This window comes from Rathayibacter rubneri (assembly GCF_023743255.1).
GTDB classification, from domain to species: Bacteria; Actinomycetota; Actinomycetes; order Actinomycetales; family Microbacteriaceae; genus Rathayibacter; species Rathayibacter rubneri.
The window spans coordinates 17,220-33,536 of the sequence record NZ_JAMRYM010000019.1 but is presented as its reverse complement, the minus strand read 5'-3'; the positions used below and the strand labels follow the sequence as shown (position 1 = coordinate 33,536).

Below are 16,317 nucleotides of genomic sequence, written 5' to 3'. Positions count from 1 at the left end.
CCCTCGACCTCCCGCCCGGGCCGCCCTAGGGTCGGCGGCATGCGATTCGGACTCTTCATCCCCCAGGGCTGGCGCCACGACCTCGTCGGCATCGACCCCGCCGACCAGTGGAGCACCATGAACGACCTCGCCCGGCACGCCGATGCCGGCGCCTGGGAGTCGATCTGGGTGTACGACCACTTCCACACCGTGCCGGTGGTGACCGAGGAGGCGACGCACGAGGCGTGGACGCTGATGGCCGCCTTCGCCGCCACCACCTCGCGCGTCCGCCTCGGCCAGATGTGCACGTGCATGTCGTACCGCAACCCCGCGCACCTCGCCAAGATCGCCACGACCGTCGACGTGGTCTCGGGCGGCCGCGTCGAGATGGGCATCGGCGGCGGCTGGTACGAGCACGAGTGGCGCGCCTACGGCTACGGGTTCCCCCGCATCGGGGAGCGGCTCGGCCGCCTCGACGAGGGCGTGCAGATCATGCGCCAGGCGTGGACCACCGGGTCGGCGACCCTCGACGGCCGCTACTACACGGTCGACGGCGCGCAGAACCGGCCGCTGCCGCTCCAGGAGGGCGGGATCCCGCTCTGGGTCGCGGGCGGAGGCGAGAAGGTCACCCTGCGCATCGCGGCGCAGTACGCGCAGTACACCAACTTCGCCGGCGCTCCGGAGGCGTTCGATCGGAAGAGCGAGGTGCTGCGCGGGCACTGCGAGCGTCTCGGCACCGACTTCTCGGCGATCACCCGCAGCGCCAACTACAACGTGATGATCGCCGAGACGGAGGCGGAGGTCGAGCGGGGCCTGCAGCGCCTCGAGGAGCGGGTCGCCCCGTTCCTCGGCGCCGAGGCCGCCGCGTCGTTCGTCGCGGAGTACCGCTCGCCCGAGGCGCTCGCCGTCGGCACCCCCGGGCAGATCGTCGACCGCCTCGCCGACATGGCGTCGCGCGGCATGGACTACGGGATCTTCTACTTCCCGGACGCGGCGTACGACCGCTCGGGGATCGAGCTGTTCGAGCGCGAGGTCCTGCCGGCCCTCGCGTGAGCGCGCGGATCGGAGGCGGTGCCTACGCCTCCGATCCGCAGTCCGCAAGTCCCTGCGTCGCCCCCGCACCCCCGCCTACGGTCGGAGCATGGACGCACAGGACATCCGCTGGAACGACGAAGCCCGCAGCAAGATCCTCGAGGACTCGGACCGTGTCCTCCGCGAGGCGGTGCTCGATCTCGCCCGGAGCAAGAAGGGCGAGCCCTGGGAGGACGTCTTCGCCGAGCTGAACGCCCGGCTGAAGGACCGCTTCATCGACTTCGAGCCCGGGCCGGACCTCCGCAAGTACGCCGAGGCCGTCTCGGCCGGAGAGATCGAGTCGGGCTCGTGAGCGGCTCGCCGGACGACGCGGCGCTCACCGACGACATCGAGTCGATCAGGGCCCTGGGCGAGGGCCGGATCGGCGAGACCGCCGGCCCCGAGGACGTCGAGCACGAGCTGTCCCCCGAGGAGGACGCCGCGATCGAGGACGAGCTCAAGCACCGGGGCTGATCCCGGACGCGACGAAGGCCCGCCCCCGAGAGGGAGCGGGCCTTCGTCGTCGGTGCGGCTACGCCGAGAGGCGCTCGTAGTCGGTGTAGCCCTCGGCTCCGCTCGCGTAGACCGTGGCCTGGTCGAGCTCGTTCTCGGGGTGCCCGCCCTGCCAGCGCTCGACGAGGTCGGGGTTGGCCATGACCGGGCGGCCGACCGCGACGGCGTCGGCGTGGCCGTCGGCGATCAGCGAGCGGACCTCGTCGCGCGTCGTCGGCGATCCGAATCCGCTGTTGGCGATGAGCACCCCGCCGAAGCGCGAGCGGAGGTCCTGGACCAGCTCGCCCGCGGGCTCGGCGTGCAGGACGCTGAGGTACGAGAGCCCGAGCGGCGCGAGGCCGTCGACGAGGGCGCCGTAGGTGGCGCGCACGTCGTCGGCGTCGGTCTCGAGCACGTCCTGGATGTTGTGGCTGGGCGAGATGCGGATGCCGACGCGGCCGGCGCCGATCTCGGCGGCGATCGCGCGCGTCACCTCGAGCGGGAACGCGACGCGGGCCTCGGGGCTTCCGCCGTAGGCGTCGGTGCGCACGTTCGAGACGGGCGACAGGAACTCGTGGAGCAGGTAGCCGTTGGCCGAGTGCACCTCGACGCCGTCGAATCCGGCGTCGATCGCGCGGCGGGACGCGGCGACGAACTCGTCGCGGACGACCGCCAGCTCCTCGGTCGTGAGCGCGTGCGGCACGGGGAACCGCGCCTTGTCGTCGCCGGGGACGTGCACCTCTCCATCGATCGCGATCGCGCTCGGGGCGACGATGCGGTCGGTGCCGGTGATGGCGGTGTGCGAGACGCGGCCCGCGTTCATGACCTGCATGACGATGCGGCCGCCCGCGGCGTGCACGGCGTCGGCGACAGCGCGCCAGCCCTCGGCCTGCTCGGTGGTCGCGATGCCGGGCTGGCCGGCGTAGCCCTTGGACTCAGCGCTCGGGAAGACGCCCTCGCTGATGATCAGGCCCAGGCTCGCGCGCTGGGCGTAGTGCTCGGCGATGAGGGCGCCGGGGACGCCCTGCTCGTCGGCGCGCAGGCGCGTCATCGGCGCCATGACGACGCGGTTGGGGAGTTCGAGGTCACCGGCGGTGAGCGGGGAGAAGGGATCCACGGAGGGCCTTTCGTCGGGGGTCGTGCGGTTCGGATGCTGTGGCACCGCGGAGGGGAACCGCGGCGGTGACGCGCGCATTCCGTCTCCCGGCGTTCTCCCATGCGGGGCCGACCCCCGGCACGCGCCGCGGCCGTCCCGGCCCAGCACGACCGGGCCGCGCGACGGACCCTCGGTGCCCGCGCACGATCGCGTCGAGCACGACCGTCACGCCGCGCCACACCGGCGAGCGTCCGATCCCGGCGGCTGGCGTTGCACGATCATGACCGACGCCGAGGAACCGCCTGCGGAGCGATCACCCGCCGTCACGGAGCTGACCATCGGCTGCCTGGCCGACGACGAGGTCGCCGATGCCCTGCGCCGCGCCGTGCTCGTCCTCCTCGCGAGCGAGGAGTTCACCGACATCCCCTGGACCCTCACCGTGTCGCGGGCGCCCGAGCTGCAGGACTCGTACGCGCACCTCTACGACCAGGCCGCGATCGAAGCGTCGAGCGGCATCGCGCGCTGACGGGGCCGGGCATCCGCACACCGCTCCTCTTCGTCGCCTGTCTACACTCGGGAGGCGAACGACGAAGGAGTGTGCGCGATGACCGCGACAGCGAACCACCGGTCCGACGTCCGTGAGCACTTCGCCGCGCGGCGGCCACTCCTGCGCACGACGACGGTGCGCACGACGACGGTGCGCACGGGCACGCTGCGCACGATCACCGCCCTGTTGATCGGCGCCGGAGTCGTCCTGGCCGGCGCCCCCGTCGCCGTCGCCGAGGATCCGGTGACGCTCGGCTCCTCCCCCGTGCTCGACTCCATCGGCGCGCTCGGCTCCGGTGACGCCGCCGAGATCGAGTCGGCCGCCTCGCGACTGTACGAGGAGCACCGGGTCCAGCTGTTCGTCACCTACGTCGACAGCTTCTCCGGCGTCTCGGGCGACGAGCGCTGGTCCGACGCCACGGCGGACCTCAACGGGCTGGGCGAGGAGGACGTCCTCCTCGCCGTCGCGGTCGACGCCCGCCAGTACCAGGTCTCGGTCGCCGACGGCTTCCCGCTCGACGACGCACAGCTCTCGTCGCTGCAGAGCGAGGACATCGAGCCGCAGCTCGTCGAGGGCGACTGGGCGGGAGCCGCGGTCGCCGCGGCCGACGGCATCGGCGAGCGCCTCGACGCGCCGACCGCCGGGGAGTCGCTCGGCCGAGGCGCGACGGTGGTGCTCGCGGTCCTCGCCGTCCTCGTGGTCCTGGGCATCGTGGTCCTCCTGCTCGTCCGCCGCTCGCGCCGTCGGAAGGCCGCGGAGGCCGTCGAGGCCTCGATCGACGAGCTCGCCACCCGCGCCGGATCGGCCCTCGTGCACGCCGACGACGCCGTGCGCACCAGCGAGCAGGAGGTGGGCTTCGCGGAGGCGCAGTTCGGCTCCGATGCGACCGGCCCCTTCCGCGAGGCGCTCGTGACCGCGAAGCGCCTCCTCGGCGAGGCCTTCGGCCTGCAGCAGCGCCTCGACGACGCCGAGCCCGAGACCGACCAGGAGCGCCGCGACGGCTACTCCCGGATCCTGCAGCTGTGCGCCGACGCCGAGCAGGCGCTGGACGAGAAGGCCGAGGCGTTCGAGCTGCTGCGCGACCTCGAGAAGAACGCCCCGGAGGTGGCGGCGCAGCTCTCCGCACGCGTCGAGGCGGTCGCGGCCCGCGTCGCCCCTGCCCGCGCGATCCTCGGCGAGCTCGCGGCCGCCTACGCGCCGACCGCGATCGACGACGTCGAGGACGACGCCGACCAGGCCGAGGACCGCCTCCGCTTCGCGCGCGACGGCGTCACGTCGACCCGCGAGGCCCTCGCCGCCGGTGACACCGGGCGCGCGGCCGTGCTCCTGCGCGCCGGACAGCAGGCGGCCGAGCAGGCCTCCGGTCTGCTCGACGCGGTCGCCACCCGCGCCGCCGATCTGCGCGAGGCCGAGGGGACGCTCGCGGCGCGGATCGGCGAGATCCGCGCCGACGTCGCCCAGGGCCGAGCCCTCGCCGCCGGCGCGGACGCGTCGGATCCCGCCACCGCTCCCCTCGTCGCGAACGTGGGAGCCGCCGTCGCGCAGACGGAGGCGTCCCTCGAGCAGGTCGAGCGCGCCGCGTCCGTCCGCCCGAACGACCCGCTGGGACTGCTCGCCGCCCTCGCCGCCGAGCTGACGAGTGCGCGCAGCCGCGTCTCGGCCGCCGAGGACTTCATCGCCGCGCGCCGCGGAGCCGTCGGCCCGCTCGCGCGCACCCGCCTCACCGAGGCCGCGCGCGCCTCGGAGTACGCCGCGCAGATCGCGGCGTCCGATCCGCGCGAGGCGCTCGCCTCCGCGCAGCGCGCCTCCGCCCTCGCCGAGCAGGCGCTGCAGCAGGCCCGCTCGGACACGAGCGGGTACGCCTCGCCGAGCGCCGCGGGCAGCCCCTTCGGCGGGAACACCACCGGGGCGTTCCTCGGCGGGATCCTGGTCGAGTCGCTGCTGGGCGGCGGCCGGCGCTCCGGCTACCGGTCGGGCGGCTTCGGCGGCGGCGGCTTCGGCGGCTCGTCCGGCGGCGGCTTCGGCGGCGGCTCCCGCCGATCGAGCGGCGGCGGCTTCGGCGGCGGCGGCGGTCGCCGCGGCGGCGGCGGCCGCTTCTGACCGGCTCCCCTCCGCCCTCCACGACCTCCACGACGCACCCCACCCACGACGCAAGGAGAGACAGCATGGCCCAGAGACAGTCCATCTTCGGACGCATCGCGCAGCTCGCGAAGGCGAACATCAACGCGCTCCTCGACCAGGCCGAGGACCCGCAGAAGATGCTCGACCAGATGGTGCGCGACTACACCGACAGCATCCGCGACGCCGAGGCCGCCATCGCGCAGACCATCGGCAACCTGCGCCTGCTCGAGGACGACTACCGCGAGGACGTCGACAACGCGCAGGAGTGGGGCGCCAAGGCGCTCGCGGCGAGCCGCAAGGCCGACGATCTGCGCTCCTCCGGCAGCACCGGCGACGCCGACAAGTTCGACGCCCTCGCGAAGGTCGCGCTGCAGCGCCAGATCCAGTCCGAGAAGGAGGCGAAGGACGCCGAGCCGACCATCCGCTCGCAGACCGAGGTCGTCGACAAGCTCAAGTCGGGTCTCAACCAGATGCGCGAGAAGCTGAACCAGCTCTCGTCCAAGCGCGACGAGCTGATCGCCCGCTCCAAGACCGTCGAGGCGCAGACCCAGGTCCAGGACGCGATCAAGAGCATCGACATCATGGACCCCACCAGCGAGGTGAGCCGCTTCGAGCAGAAGATCCGCCGCGAGGAGGCGCGCGTCCGCGGCGCCGAGGAGCTCGCCTCCTCGAGCCTCGACGCCCAGTTCGAGTCGCTCGAGGACCTCGGCGAGATGACCGAGGTCGAGGCGCGTCTCGCGGCGCTCAAGTCCGGCCGCCCGCAGGACTCGATCGGATCCTGAGAGCGCCGATCGGCGCGGCGGCTGCGATCGCGGCCGCCGCGCCGACGTACCGTTCGCGAAGGCTGGCAATCCTCATGGTGCGCAGGACAGGTGCTGCCCCTAGTCTTCGAAGAGGTAGCCCCTGAAACCGGTCGCCGCACGCCGCGTCCGGCCCCTACCGGCGCGGTGAACCAGGAGCGGACCAGGCCTGCCTTACGCAGGCGGAGCCGGGGATCGCTCTCCACGAGGCCGTCGACGCCGATGGCCGCCCCGAAAGAACGAGGCACCCCGTGAGCATCTCCGACACCCTGCCCGACGGCGGCGCGACCGCGCAGCCCGGCGGCGAAGCGAAAGCCGCCCCCCGAGTCGTCCGCACGCGTCCGCGCGCCGACGGCCGCATCAACCCCACGACCGAGTACTCCGGTCTGCTCAGCACCGTCCGCGATGCGGGCCTGCTGCGCCGTCGCACCGGCTTCTACTACACGATGTTCGCCGTCCTGGTGCTGGCCCTCGGCGGCATCGTCACCGGCTTCGTCCTGCTGGGCGACTCCTGGTTCCAGCTGCTGCTGGCCGCCGCCCTCGGCATCGTGCTCACCCAGTTCGCCTTCCTCGCGCACGAGGCCTCGCACCGACAGGTCTTCGAGTCCGGCAAGGCCAACGACGTGGCGGGCCGCACGCTCGCGAACCTCTTCGTCGGCATCAGCTACTCCTGGTGGATGACGAAGCACAGCCGCCACCACGCCAACCCGAACGTGCTCGGCAAGGACCCCGACATCGAGCGCGACGTCATCTCGTTCACGAGCGAGGACGCGGCCCGCTCGCGCGGCCTGTACGCCTGGCTGACCCGTCGCCAGGGCTACGCGTTCTTCCCGCTCCTCCTGCTCGAGGGCATCAACCTCCACATCCACGGCTTCCGCACCGTCTTCGGCCGCGGCAAGGTCGACAAGCGCTGGGTCGAGATCTCGATGCTCGTCACCCGCGTCGGCCTCTACCTCGCGGTCATCTTCTGGGCTCTGCCGCTCGGCATGGCGTTCGCCTTCCTCGGCGTCCAGATGGGCGTCTTCGGCCTCTACATGGGCGCCTCGTTCGCCCCGAACCACAAGGGCATGCCGCTGCTGCCCAAGGAGGCGCGCGTCGACTTCCTGCGCCGCCAGGTCCTCACCTCGCGCAGCATCAAGAGCACCTGGCTGACCGACCTCTACATGGGCGGTCTCAACTACCAGGTCGAGCACCACCTCTTCCCGAACATGCCCCGCCCGGCCCTGCGCCGCGCCCAAGTCATCGCGAAGGAGTACTGCGCCACCCACCAGATCCCCTACACCGAGACCTCGCTGCTCGAGTCGTACGGCATCGTCGTCCGCTACCTCAACCGCGTGGGCCTCTCGGCCGGCGGCGACCCGTTCGACTGCCCGGCCGCCTCGGCCTACGGCCGCTGACCCGCGCGAGACGCCGCGAAGGCCCCCGCTCCGATCGGAGCGGGGGCCTTCGCCGTTTCCCGGGGAGGGCGGATCGGGCCCGGCGTCAGTTCGCGGAGCAGAGGATGAGCGTCGACGACACGAAGCCGGCGGTCTTGGCTCCGGTGCCGACGTAGCCGGTCGGGAGGGACGCCACGGCGTTGAGCCGGAACGCGACCGAGATCGACAGGGTGGTCCGGAAGGTGATCGTCGCTCCGGCGGGCAGATCCGCCGTCAGGGTGATCTGCCGACTGGTGCCGCTGAGGACCAGGACGTCCGCGCTGCCGCCCGAGACCGAGAAGACCCCGATGCTGGCGACACCGGAGCCCGTGATGATGACCGTCGTGCCGACCGGAAGCGAGGCCGTCGGGCCGGCCTGGAGGGCGAAGCCGGGACCGAGGATCCCGAGGGTTCCGCAGGTGCCGCGGAGCGCGAAGGAGCCCACGTCGGTGCTCGAGGCGGCGGCCGACGGAGTGGCGACGGCGACCGCGACGACGGGGACGGTCCACGCGGCTGCGGCGGTCACCGAGCGGCGCGGGACGAGGCGCTCGGCGTGGAGAGGAGCGGGAGTGAGGTTGTGGGTCACGAGCGGCCCTTTCTGTCGGAGGAGGACGACCGAGGGCGCCCTCCGGCACGGAACGGCCGGCAGCGGTGAGGTTCGGGAGCGATCCTGGGCGGCGGGCGATCCGCGTTCAAGGCGCGGGCCTCTGCCCCTCGCAGGTGGGAGTCGCCCGAGCGCAAGGGGGTGCGCGGGGGCGGGAGCGCGACCTAGCGTGGCGTCATGAGCAGCTCCGACAACGACATCGAACCGACCCTCGTCGACCCCGAGCGGACCCCGGCCGAGACCGATCCCGAGACGGGCGGAGGCACCACCGCCGGCCTCGACGAGGTGGGCCGTCCGTCCCCCGACGGACTCACCCAGGACGGCGAGGCCGAGAACCCCCCGCTGCCCGACTGGGGCCCCACCGACGGCGTCCACGGCACCGACGCCGACCCCGACGGAACCGGTGGCGCGACCCGCTGACCGCGCACGATCCGAGGGACCTCCTCGGGCGCTGATCGCCCCGGCGATCGCTGCCCGAAGAGGTCCCTCCGTGTTCGCCCGGACGTCGCCGCCGCGACGGCGGCGCCGCCCTACACTGGCGGGATGCAGCCGAAAGAACGCGCCCTCCGGGTGATCTCCTACAACCTCCGGGAGCACCGAGCGCACGTCGAGATCGCTCCTCTCGCAGCCCGGCACGATGTCGACGTCCTCTGCCTCCAGGAGTGCGACACGACGAAGCTCCCCCAGGAGCTGGGCGACCTGCGCCTCGCGAGCGTCACCGCGCGCAACCGTCTGGGCCTCGCGATCTACTACTCCCACGCCCGTTTCGAACTCGTCGGCAGCGCCGCCTTCGAGCTCAGCAAGTCGATGCACGACCGCGTGATGTCCCCCGCTCACGAGCGCCTGCTGGCCGTCCGCCTGGTCGACGAGGAGGGCGGAGCGATCGCCGTCTCGTCGTTCCACGCGGCCCCCCTCTCGGCGGGCAACGCGCTGCGGCGCAAGCAGATCGACGAGGCGCTCAACCGGCTCCGGGAGTACGCGCCGGACACCCCGTCGCTCATGGTGGGTGACTACAACTACCCCTGGTTCTTCCGCGGACTCGACCGGAAGATGACGCGGAACGGGTACCTCGTGTCGCGGAGCGACTCCCCCACCTACGCGCGCTACCGCTACTTCAGCGGGCACTTCGACTTCGCGATCAGCGACTCCGTCCGCATCGAGCGCGTGTCGACCCTGCCCCAGGGGCTGTCCGACCACCTGCCCGTCCTGGTCGACGCCCACTACGGGATCAGCGCGGCCTAGGTCCGCCGGGCCGCGGTCCGCCGCGGTCCCGGAGCGCTCACCTCCCGCACGGCCACCGCTCGCTAGGCTCGGGGGGTGACGACCCTGATCCTGGCCCGGCACGGAGAGACCGTCTGGCACTCCGAGAACCGCTTCGCGGGCTCCTCCGACATCGCTCTGACCCCTCGCGGACAGGACCAGGCGGCGACGCTGGCCTCCTGGGCCGTCGACGCGGACCTCGAGGCGGTGTACTCCTCCACCCTCGTGCGCGCCGTCCGCACCGCCGTTCCGGCCGCGCGAGCGGCGCACCTCGAGGTGCAGCTCGATCCTGCGCTCGTCGAGGTCGACTTCGGCCAGGGCGAGGGGCTGACCACCGCCGAGATGGAGAAGAGCTTCCCCGACGCCTACCGCGCGTGGGTCGCCGCACCGGCGATCCAGCCCATGCCCGGCGGGGAATCGGGGCTCGACGCGGTCGCCCGCGCGAACTCGTCGCTCGCCCGGATCCACCGCGACCATCCCGAGGGCCGTGTGCTCGTCGTCGCGCACGGCACCCTCATCCGCCTGCTGCTCTGCGCGTACCTCGGCATCAACCCCGAGACCTACCGCCACACCTTCCCGGTCGTCGACAACGTCTCGCTGACGACCTTGCGCTGGGACGAGACGGGCGTGGGCCTGCTCGGCTACAACGTCCCGCCGGTGCAGAAGCAGCGGCGCTCGAGCTGAGCGCCGTCGACCCGGCCCCGCGCCGCCCGGGTGGCGCGGGCTCGATCGGGCTCGTCCTGGGCGCGGTCGCGAGCGTGCAGCTGGGCGCCTCGTTCGCGGTCCTCCTCTTCCCCGCCGCGGGCCCGATCGGCACCGTCACCCTGCGCCTGGTCTTCTCGGCGCTCGTGCTGCTCGTGGTGTGCCGTCCCCGGATCCGCGGCTACAGCCGCGCCGACTGGGGCACCGTCGCCGTCTACGGCCTCGCCCTGGGCGGGATGAACGCCTGCTACTACGAGGCCATCGCCCGCATCCCGCAGGGCGCGGCCGTCACCCTCGAGGTGCTCGGGCCGCTGGCCCTCTCGGTGATCGCCGGTCGCAGCCTTCTCAGCCTGCTCTGGGCCGGCCTCGCCCTCGCGGGCGTCGTCACGCTGTCGCAGGGCGGCTTCGGCTCCCTCGACCCCGTCGGCGTCGCCTTCGCCCTCGGAGCAGCGGCGCTCTGGGCGACGTACATCGTCTTCGCCGAGCGCACGGGCGGACGCTTCCCGCGCCTGGACGGTCTCGCCCTGGCCCTCGCCGCGGGCGCGATCGTGTCGCTGCCGTTCGGCATCGCCACCGCCGGATCCGCCCTCGTCCTGCCGCCCGTGCTGCTGCTGGGCCTCGCGGTCGCGGTGCTCTCCTCCGCCGTCCCCTACGCGCTCGAGCTGCTGGCGCTGCGGCGCCTCCGCTCCTCGACCTTCTCGATCCTGATGTCGCTGGCACCGGGGGCGGCGGCGCTCTCGGGGTTCCTCGTGCTCGGCCAGCGCCTCACCGCGATCGAGGCGGTCGGCATCGGCCTCGTCGTGGCGGCGAGCGTGGGCGCCGTGCGCACCGCTCGGCGCTGACCCTCGCGGGTTCGGGCGATCCCTCCCGTTCGGGCTGATGTTTCGTTAGGCTAACTATGTGCCTATCGAGACCGCGATACCCGCTCTCGCCGGAGAGCTCCGCGTCGCCGTCGCACGACTGGGCCGCAGGCTCCGCCAGGAGAAGGGCCGGCACGAGCTGAGCGACGCGCAGCTGAGCGTCCTCGCCCTGCTCGAGCGGGAGGGTCCGCGCACGCTCGGCGAGCTGGCCGAGCTCGAGCGCGTCCGCCCGCCGTCGATGTCGCGCACCGTCGCGTGCCTCGTCGACGACGGCCTGGCCGAGCGGCTCGGCGATCCGACGGACGGGCGGATCACCCGTCTGCGCCCGACCGAGGCCGGCACGGCCCTGGTCCGCGAGGTCCGCCGCAGCCGCGACGCCTGGCTGGTCGCCCGGCTCCGGGAGCTCTCCCCCGCCCAGCGGGCGCTGCTGCACGACGCCGCCGGACTCCTGCGCGAGGTGGCGGAGCGATGAGCGCCATGTTCCGCTCGATGGCCGTGCCGAACTACCGCATCTGGTTCGCCGGTGCGACGGTCTCGAACATCGGCACCTGGATGCAGCGCACGGCCCAGGACTGGATCGTGATCAACGACCTCACCGACCACGACGCCACCGCGCTGGGCATCACGATGGCCCTCCAGTTCGGGCCGCAGCTGCTCATGGTCCCCTTCTCGGGCTTCATCGCCGACCGCTTCGACCGGCGACGGCTGCTCATGGCCACCCAGGCCGCGATGGGCGCGCTCGGACTCGCCCTCGGCCTCCTCGTCGTCACCGGAGCGGTCCAGCTCTGGATGGTCTACCTCTTCGCCCTGCTGCTGGGCTTCGCCGCCGCGATCGACGCTCCGGTGCGCCAGACCTTCGTCTCGGCGCTCGTCGAGGAGAAGGACCTCTCGAACGCGGTCTCGCTCAACTCCGCCTCGTTCAACTCCGCGCGGATGATCGGCCCGGCCCTCGCGGGCGTGCTGATCTCGGCGATCGGGTCGGGCTGGGTCTTCCTCCTCAACGCCGCGAGCTTCCTCGCGGTGCTGCTCTCGCTGCGCCTCCTGCACCGCGACCAGCTCCACTCCGCGCCGCGCGCCTCCCGCGGGCCGGGTGCGCTGCTGGAGGGGTTCCGCTACGTCTCGCGGCGGCCGGACATCATCGTCGTGCTGATCATCGTGTTCCTGATCGGCACCTTCGGCCTCAACTTCCCGATCTTCGCCTCGACCATGGCCACCGTCGAGTTCGACATGGGAGCGAGCGAGTTCGGGCTGCTCTCCTCCGCGATCGCGATCGGCTCCGTCGTCGGAGCCCTGCTCTCGGCCCGCCGAGACCGCCCGCGCCTGCGCCTGATCGTCGCGGCCGCCGCCGCGTTCGGCGTGGCGCTCGCCCTGTCGGGACTGATGCCGACGGCGTGGTCCTTCGCGATCGTCCTGCCCCTGGTGGGCGTCGCCGCGCAGACTCTGATGACCTCGGCCAACGGCTTCGTGCAGCTCTCCACCGCGCCCGAGATGCGCGGCCGCGTGATGGCGCTCTACATGGCGATCTTCGTCGGAGGGACCCCGATCGGCGCACCGCTCATCGGAGCCGTCGCGAACGGCCTCGGCCCGCGCTGGGCCATCGCGGTGGGGGCCGCGTCGGGTCTCGCCGCCGCCGCGGTGGGGCTGGGCTTCCACGTCCGGATGCGCCGCGCAGGAGCCGCTCCGGCTCGCCAGGACGCGCTGGGCTCGCAGGACGCGCTCGGCTCGCAGGACGCGCTCGGCTCGCAGGACCGGCTGGATTCCGCGAGCCGGACCTGATCGCACGAGCGCGAGCTCGACTCCCGCTCCCCCGCGCTCAGGCCTCGCGGGTGATCTCGACCCGCACGAACAGCTTCGACGAGTGCGGCCCGGCGTAGACGCCCCGCAGCGGGGCGATGTCGTTGTAATCGCGGCCGCGGCCGACGATCACGTGCCGGTCGCCGATGTCGATCAGGTTCGTCGGGTCGTAGCCGCGCCACGCGCCTCCGCAGAACCACTCCACCCACGCGTGCGACTCGCCCGTCACCGTCTCGCCGATCTCGGCGTGCGGCTTGGGGTGCAGGTAGCCCGAGACGTACCGGGCCGGGATTCCGACGGAGCGCAGCGCCCCCAGCACGATGTGGGTGATGTCCTGGCAGACGCCCTTGCGAGCGGTCCACGACTCCGTCGCCGTCGAGTGCACGCCGGTCACGCCCTGCTTGTACGTCATCTCGCGGCCGATGCGCTCGGCGATCGCGAGCGCGGCCTCGCAGGGCCCGGCCGCCTCGTCGGCGAGCGAGCGCGCCAGATCGACGAGGTCCTCGGGAGGAGCGGTGCGGGTGGTCTGCTTCGACTGCTCCACGTACTCGGTGAGGGTCTCGACCTGCTCGGCGAGCTGCTCCCAGCCGTAGGGGTGCTCCGGATGCGCTTTCGGGCGCACCTCGACGAGGGAGGTCGCCGTGAGCGAGAGCTCCTGGTGCGGGTCGAGCACGTCGAACGAGGACACCCGGGTGCCCCAGTAGTCGGTGTAGGTGTGCGCCGAGGTGACCGGTCGGATGTCGAGGTTCGAGAACAGCACGAGCTGCCCGTCCGAGGACGCCGGCAGCATCCTCGCCTCGTTGTACGACGCCACGACGTCGCCCTGGTAGGTGAAACCCGTGGTGTGCGTGATGCGCAGCCTGCTCACAGCGCCTCCCCGATCCAGCTCGGCATGACGTTGGTGGGGAAGTAGCGCTGCCGGATCGCCTCGGACGCGGCCGAGGTCGCGTCCTGCACCCCGTCCATGTGCCGCGGGAGGTCCTCGAGGATCTCCGCGATCGGCCGGTACTCCAGCTCGCTCCGGATCTGGCCCAGCACGCGCTGCGCGTCGCCGGTGTGGCCGATCCGGCCCGTGCGCGGCTCGATGTCGCGCATGCACATCTCGGCGCGCGAGATCGAGAAGAGGATCGAGCGCGGGAAGAGGCGGTCGAGCAGGAGGAACTCCGCCGCGTTCCGCGCGCTCGGCACCCCGCGGTAGGTGCGGAGGTAGGCCTCGTACGCCCCGCACGAGCGGAGGATCGTGGTCCACGACGGGCCGCTCGCCTCGGTCAGCGACCGGGTCGCGAGCAGCCGCGCGGTCATGTCGGCCCGCTCGATCGAGCGGCCGAGCGTGAAGAACTGCCAGGCCTCGTCGCGGGACGTCGCCGACTCGATGATGCCCACGGCCAGTGCCGAGCGCTCGCGCACCCAGCTGAAGAACTCCGAGACGCGCTCGCCCGAGACGCGGCGCGGCATCCGGGTGCGGGTGGTGTTGAGGCACTCCCAGAGCTCGGTCGACACGATCTCGCGGGCGCGGCGGGCGTTCTCGCGGGCGGCGCCGAGCGAGTACGCGATGGACGCCGGGTTCGTGCGGTCGATGGCGAGGATCGTCAGCACGTCGGCGCGGGTGATCTCGCCCATGTCGTCGGGCGGGGTCGAGCCCATCACCGACAGCAGCGAGCGGCACGCGGTGTCCTCGTCGATCCACGGGTCCTCCAGCAGGAGCTGGAGGTGGACGTCGAGGATGCGGGCGGTGCCGTCGGAGCGCTCGATGTAGCGGCCGATCCAGAAGAGGGACTCTGCGATCCGGGAGAGCATCAGTCCTCCTCCCCCGCGTCGCGACCCTGCTGCTGCTGCTGCTCCTGGTCGGTGTTCGGGCCGTCGTGCGGCGAGTGGTCGGGGGTGTGGTTCAGCGGGTACACGATCGGGATCGAGCTGGTGACGGCGGCCTGCTCGGCGACGAGGCCCTGGATGTCGTGCGCGTCCGGCTCCCGGTCGCGCTGCGACTCCAGACCCACGACCCAGGTGTCCTTCGATCCGCCGCCCTGGGACGAGTTCACGACGAGCTGGCCCTCGGGCAGCGCCACGCGGGTGAGTCCGCCGGGCAGCACCCAGACGTCGGTGCCGTCGTTGACCGCGAACGGCCGGAGGTCGGCGTGGCGCGGGCGCATGCCGTCGTCGACGAGCGTGGGGATGGTCGAGAGCTGCACGACCGGCTGCGCGATCCAGCCGCGCGGATCGGCCTGCAGGCGCGAGCGCAACTCGGCCAGCTCCTTCGCCGAGGCGTCGGGGCCCACCACGAGGCCCTTTCCGCCGGAGCCGTCGACCGGCTTCACGACGAGCTCGTCGAGGCGGTCGAGGACCTCCTCGAGCGCGCCCGGATCCTCCAGGCGCCACGTGTCGACGTTCTTGATCACCGCGTCCTCGCCGAGGTAGTAGCGGATGAGGTCGGGCATGTAGGTGTAGACGAGCTTGTCGTCGGCGACTCCGTTGCCCACGGCGTTGGCGATGGTCACGGTGCCCAGGCGCGCGGCGAGCATGAGCCCCGGCGAGCCGAGCATCGAGTCGGCGCGGAACTGCAGCGGGTCGAGGAACTCGTCGTCGACGCGGCGGTAGATCACGTCGACGCGGGTGGGGCCGGAGGTCGTCCGCATGAACACCTTGCCGCCGGTGCAGAACAGGTCGCGGCCCTCGACGAGCTCGACGCCCATGAGGCGCGCGAGCAGGGTGTGCTCGAAGTAGGCGGAGTTGTAGACGCCGGGGGTCAGGACGACCACGGTCGGGTCGTCGACGCCCTCCGGAGCCGAGGCGCGCAGGGCCTGCAGCAGCTTGTTGGGGTAGTCGCCGACGGGGCGGACCCGCATCGAGACGAACAGCTCGGGCAGGGTCTGCGCCATGACGCGGCGGTTGGAGATGACATACGAGACACCGGAGGGCACGCGGACGTTGTCCTCGAGCACGCGCCAGCCGCCGACCTCGTCCCGGATGAGGTCGATGCCCGAGACCTGGATCCGCACGCCGTTCGCCGACACGATGCCCGCGGCCTGGCGGTGGAAGTGGCTGGAGCTCGAGATGAGCCCGGCGGGGATCACGCCGTCCTTGACCGCGTTCTGCGGCCCGTAGACATCGGCCAGGAACGCCTCGAGCGCCCGGACCCGCTGCTTGATGCCGCTCTGCACCTCGTTCCACTCGGCCCGCTCGATCACGCGCGGCACGGCGTCGAGCGGGAACGGGCGCTCCTCGCCGGCGAAGTCGAACGTGACGCCCTGCGCGAGGTAGGAGGAGGCGAGCGCGTCGGTACGGCCGCGCAGCTCCTCCTGCGTCATCCGCGCGAGCGAGGAGTAGATGTCGCGGTACGCCGAGCGGACCCCGTCGGGACCCTTCGTCGCGGCGACATCAGCGAACATCTCGTCCCAGGGAGGGGCGCCGGCACGGCGGCGCTCGACCTTCTGGGACCCGTAGCCGTCGAAGAGGTCACCCATGGCACGACTCTAGTCCGGGGCGTATTGCGGGGATGTTTCGCGGTGCGAGGGCTCCGAGGCGGGCCCGGTGGTCCGGGCGGTGCCGGCAGCCGCAGGGTCCGGGAATAGATCGCGC

General features: G+C 72.6%; 18 protein-coding genes. 13 read left to right on the top strand and 5 right to left on the bottom strand.

Features of this window, described 5'->3' with window-relative positions; translation table 11 throughout:
• Positions 1–39 precede the first annotated feature (39 nt).
• The 3 genes from NB037_RS06940 (at position 40) to NB037_RS06930 (ending at position 1,524) form a co-directional block, all read left to right on the top strand.
• Positions 40–1,032: an LLM class F420-dependent oxidoreductase gene (locus tag NB037_RS06940; protein ID WP_251944559.1), complete on the top strand. Its 993-nt coding sequence runs from the start codon at positions 40–42 to the stop codon at positions 1,030–1,032.
• An 88-nt stretch (positions 1,033–1,120) separates the two neighbouring features.
• The gene (locus NB037_RS06935) at positions 1,121–1,363 is read left to right on the top strand and encodes a hypothetical protein (RefSeq protein WP_251944558.1); all 243 of its coding nucleotides are present in this window, start codon (positions 1,121–1,123) and stop codon (positions 1,361–1,363) included.
• The gene (locus NB037_RS06930) at positions 1,360–1,524 is read left to right on the top strand and encodes a hypothetical protein (protein ID WP_251944557.1); all 165 of its coding nucleotides are present in this window, start codon (positions 1,360–1,362) and stop codon (positions 1,522–1,524) included. Before NB037_RS06935 ends, NB037_RS06930 begins: the two co-directional genes overlap by 4 nt.
• Before the next feature lie 58 nt (positions 1,525–1,582).
• Here the strand turns inward: NB037_RS06930 and NB037_RS06925 are convergent, their stop codons facing one another.
• A complete protein-coding gene (locus tag NB037_RS06925) occupies positions 1,583–2,659 on the bottom strand; it encodes an alkene reductase (protein WP_251944556.1) in 1,077 nt (358 codons plus the stop codon).
• Positions 2,660–2,918: 259 nt separating this feature from the next.
• Between NB037_RS06925 and NB037_RS06920 the strand changes: the two genes are divergently transcribed.
• From NB037_RS06920 to NB037_RS06905, 4 genes are all read left to right on the top strand, one after another.
• Positions 2,919–3,164, top strand: coding sequence for a hypothetical protein (locus tag NB037_RS06920; protein WP_251944555.1), 246 nt, complete (start codon positions 2,919–2,921; stop codon positions 3,162–3,164).
• A gap of 78 nt (positions 3,165–3,242) precedes the next feature.
• Positions 3,243–5,285, top strand: a complete 2,043-nt coding sequence (locus NB037_RS06915; RefSeq protein WP_251944554.1) for a TPM domain-containing protein — start codon at positions 3,243–3,245, stop codon at positions 5,283–5,285.
• A gap of 65 nt (positions 5,286–5,350) precedes the next feature.
• On the top strand, positions 5,351–6,088 hold the full coding sequence (locus tag NB037_RS06910) for a PspA/IM30 family protein (RefSeq protein WP_251944553.1): 738 nt from the start codon (positions 5,351–5,353) through the stop codon (positions 6,086–6,088).
• Positions 6,089–6,363: 275 nt separating this feature from the next.
• Positions 6,364–7,503 carry a fatty acid desaturase family protein gene (locus tag NB037_RS06905; RefSeq protein ID WP_251944575.1) on the top strand — a complete coding sequence of 380 codons (1,140 nt, stop codon included), beginning with the start codon at positions 6,364–6,366 and terminating at the stop codon, positions 7,501–7,503.
• A gap of 85 nt (positions 7,504–7,588) precedes the next feature.
• Here NB037_RS06905 and NB037_RS06900 read toward each other — a convergent pair whose 3' ends face one another.
• Positions 7,589–8,107 carry a hypothetical protein gene (locus NB037_RS06900; protein ID WP_251944552.1) on the bottom strand — a complete coding sequence of 173 codons (519 nt, stop codon included), beginning with the start codon at positions 8,105–8,107 and terminating at the stop codon, positions 7,589–7,591.
• 195 nt (positions 8,108–8,302) lie between these two features.
• Between NB037_RS06900 and NB037_RS06895 the strand changes: the two genes are divergently transcribed.
• The 6 genes from NB037_RS06895 to NB037_RS06870 all read left to right on the top strand — a co-directional run bounded on the left by NB037_RS06895 (position 8,303) and on the right by NB037_RS06870 (position 12,723).
• Positions 8,303–8,545 (top strand): hypothetical protein, encoded by a 243-nt coding sequence (locus tag NB037_RS06895; protein WP_251944551.1) that lies wholly within the window; start codon positions 8,303–8,305, stop codon positions 8,543–8,545.
• Positions 8,546–8,668: 123 nt separating this feature from the next.
• Positions 8,669–9,367, top strand: a complete 699-nt coding sequence (locus NB037_RS06890) for an endonuclease/exonuclease/phosphatase family protein (protein WP_251944550.1) — start codon at positions 8,669–8,671, stop codon at positions 9,365–9,367.
• Between the two features lie 75 nt (positions 9,368–9,442).
• Positions 9,443–10,069 carry a histidine phosphatase family protein gene (locus NB037_RS06885; protein ID WP_251944549.1) on the top strand — a complete coding sequence of 209 codons (627 nt, stop codon included), beginning with the start codon at positions 9,443–9,445 and terminating at the stop codon, positions 10,067–10,069.
• Between the two features lie 74 nt (positions 10,070–10,143).
• Positions 10,144–10,929, top strand: a complete 786-nt coding sequence (locus tag NB037_RS06880) for an EamA family transporter (protein ID WP_251944548.1) — start codon at positions 10,144–10,146, stop codon at positions 10,927–10,929.
• A 58-nt stretch (positions 10,930–10,987) separates the two neighbouring features.
• The gene (locus NB037_RS06875; RefSeq protein WP_251944547.1) at positions 10,988–11,419 is read left to right on the top strand and encodes a MarR family winged helix-turn-helix transcriptional regulator; all 432 of its coding nucleotides are present in this window, start codon (positions 10,988–10,990) and stop codon (positions 11,417–11,419) included.
• Positions 11,416–12,723: an MFS transporter gene (locus NB037_RS06870; protein ID WP_251944546.1), complete on the top strand. Its 1,308-nt coding sequence runs from the start codon at positions 11,416–11,418 to the stop codon at positions 12,721–12,723. The genes NB037_RS06875 and NB037_RS06870 overlap by 4 nt, the downstream gene beginning before the upstream one ends.
• Positions 12,724–12,760: 37 nt before the next feature.
• Here NB037_RS06870 and NB037_RS06865 read toward each other — a convergent pair whose 3' ends face one another.
• Genes NB037_RS06865 through NB037_RS06855 form a run of 3 tightly spaced genes read right to left on the bottom strand, consistent with a single transcriptional unit; the run spans position 12,761 to position 16,202 of the window.
• On the bottom strand, positions 12,761–13,609 hold the full coding sequence (locus tag NB037_RS06865; protein WP_251944545.1) for a transglutaminase family protein: 849 nt from the start codon (positions 13,607–13,609) through the stop codon (positions 12,761–12,763).
• Positions 13,606–14,538 (bottom strand): alpha-E domain-containing protein, encoded by a 933-nt coding sequence (locus tag NB037_RS06860; RefSeq protein WP_207405127.1) that lies wholly within the window; start codon positions 14,536–14,538, stop codon positions 13,606–13,608. The genes NB037_RS06865 and NB037_RS06860 overlap by 4 nt, the downstream gene beginning before the upstream one ends.
• On the bottom strand, positions 14,538–16,202 hold the full coding sequence (locus NB037_RS06855) for a circularly permuted type 2 ATP-grasp protein (RefSeq protein WP_251944544.1): 1,665 nt from the start codon (positions 16,200–16,202) through the stop codon (positions 14,538–14,540). Before NB037_RS06855 ends, NB037_RS06860 begins: the two co-directional genes overlap by 1 nt.
• Positions 16,203–16,317 lie beyond the last annotated feature (115 nt).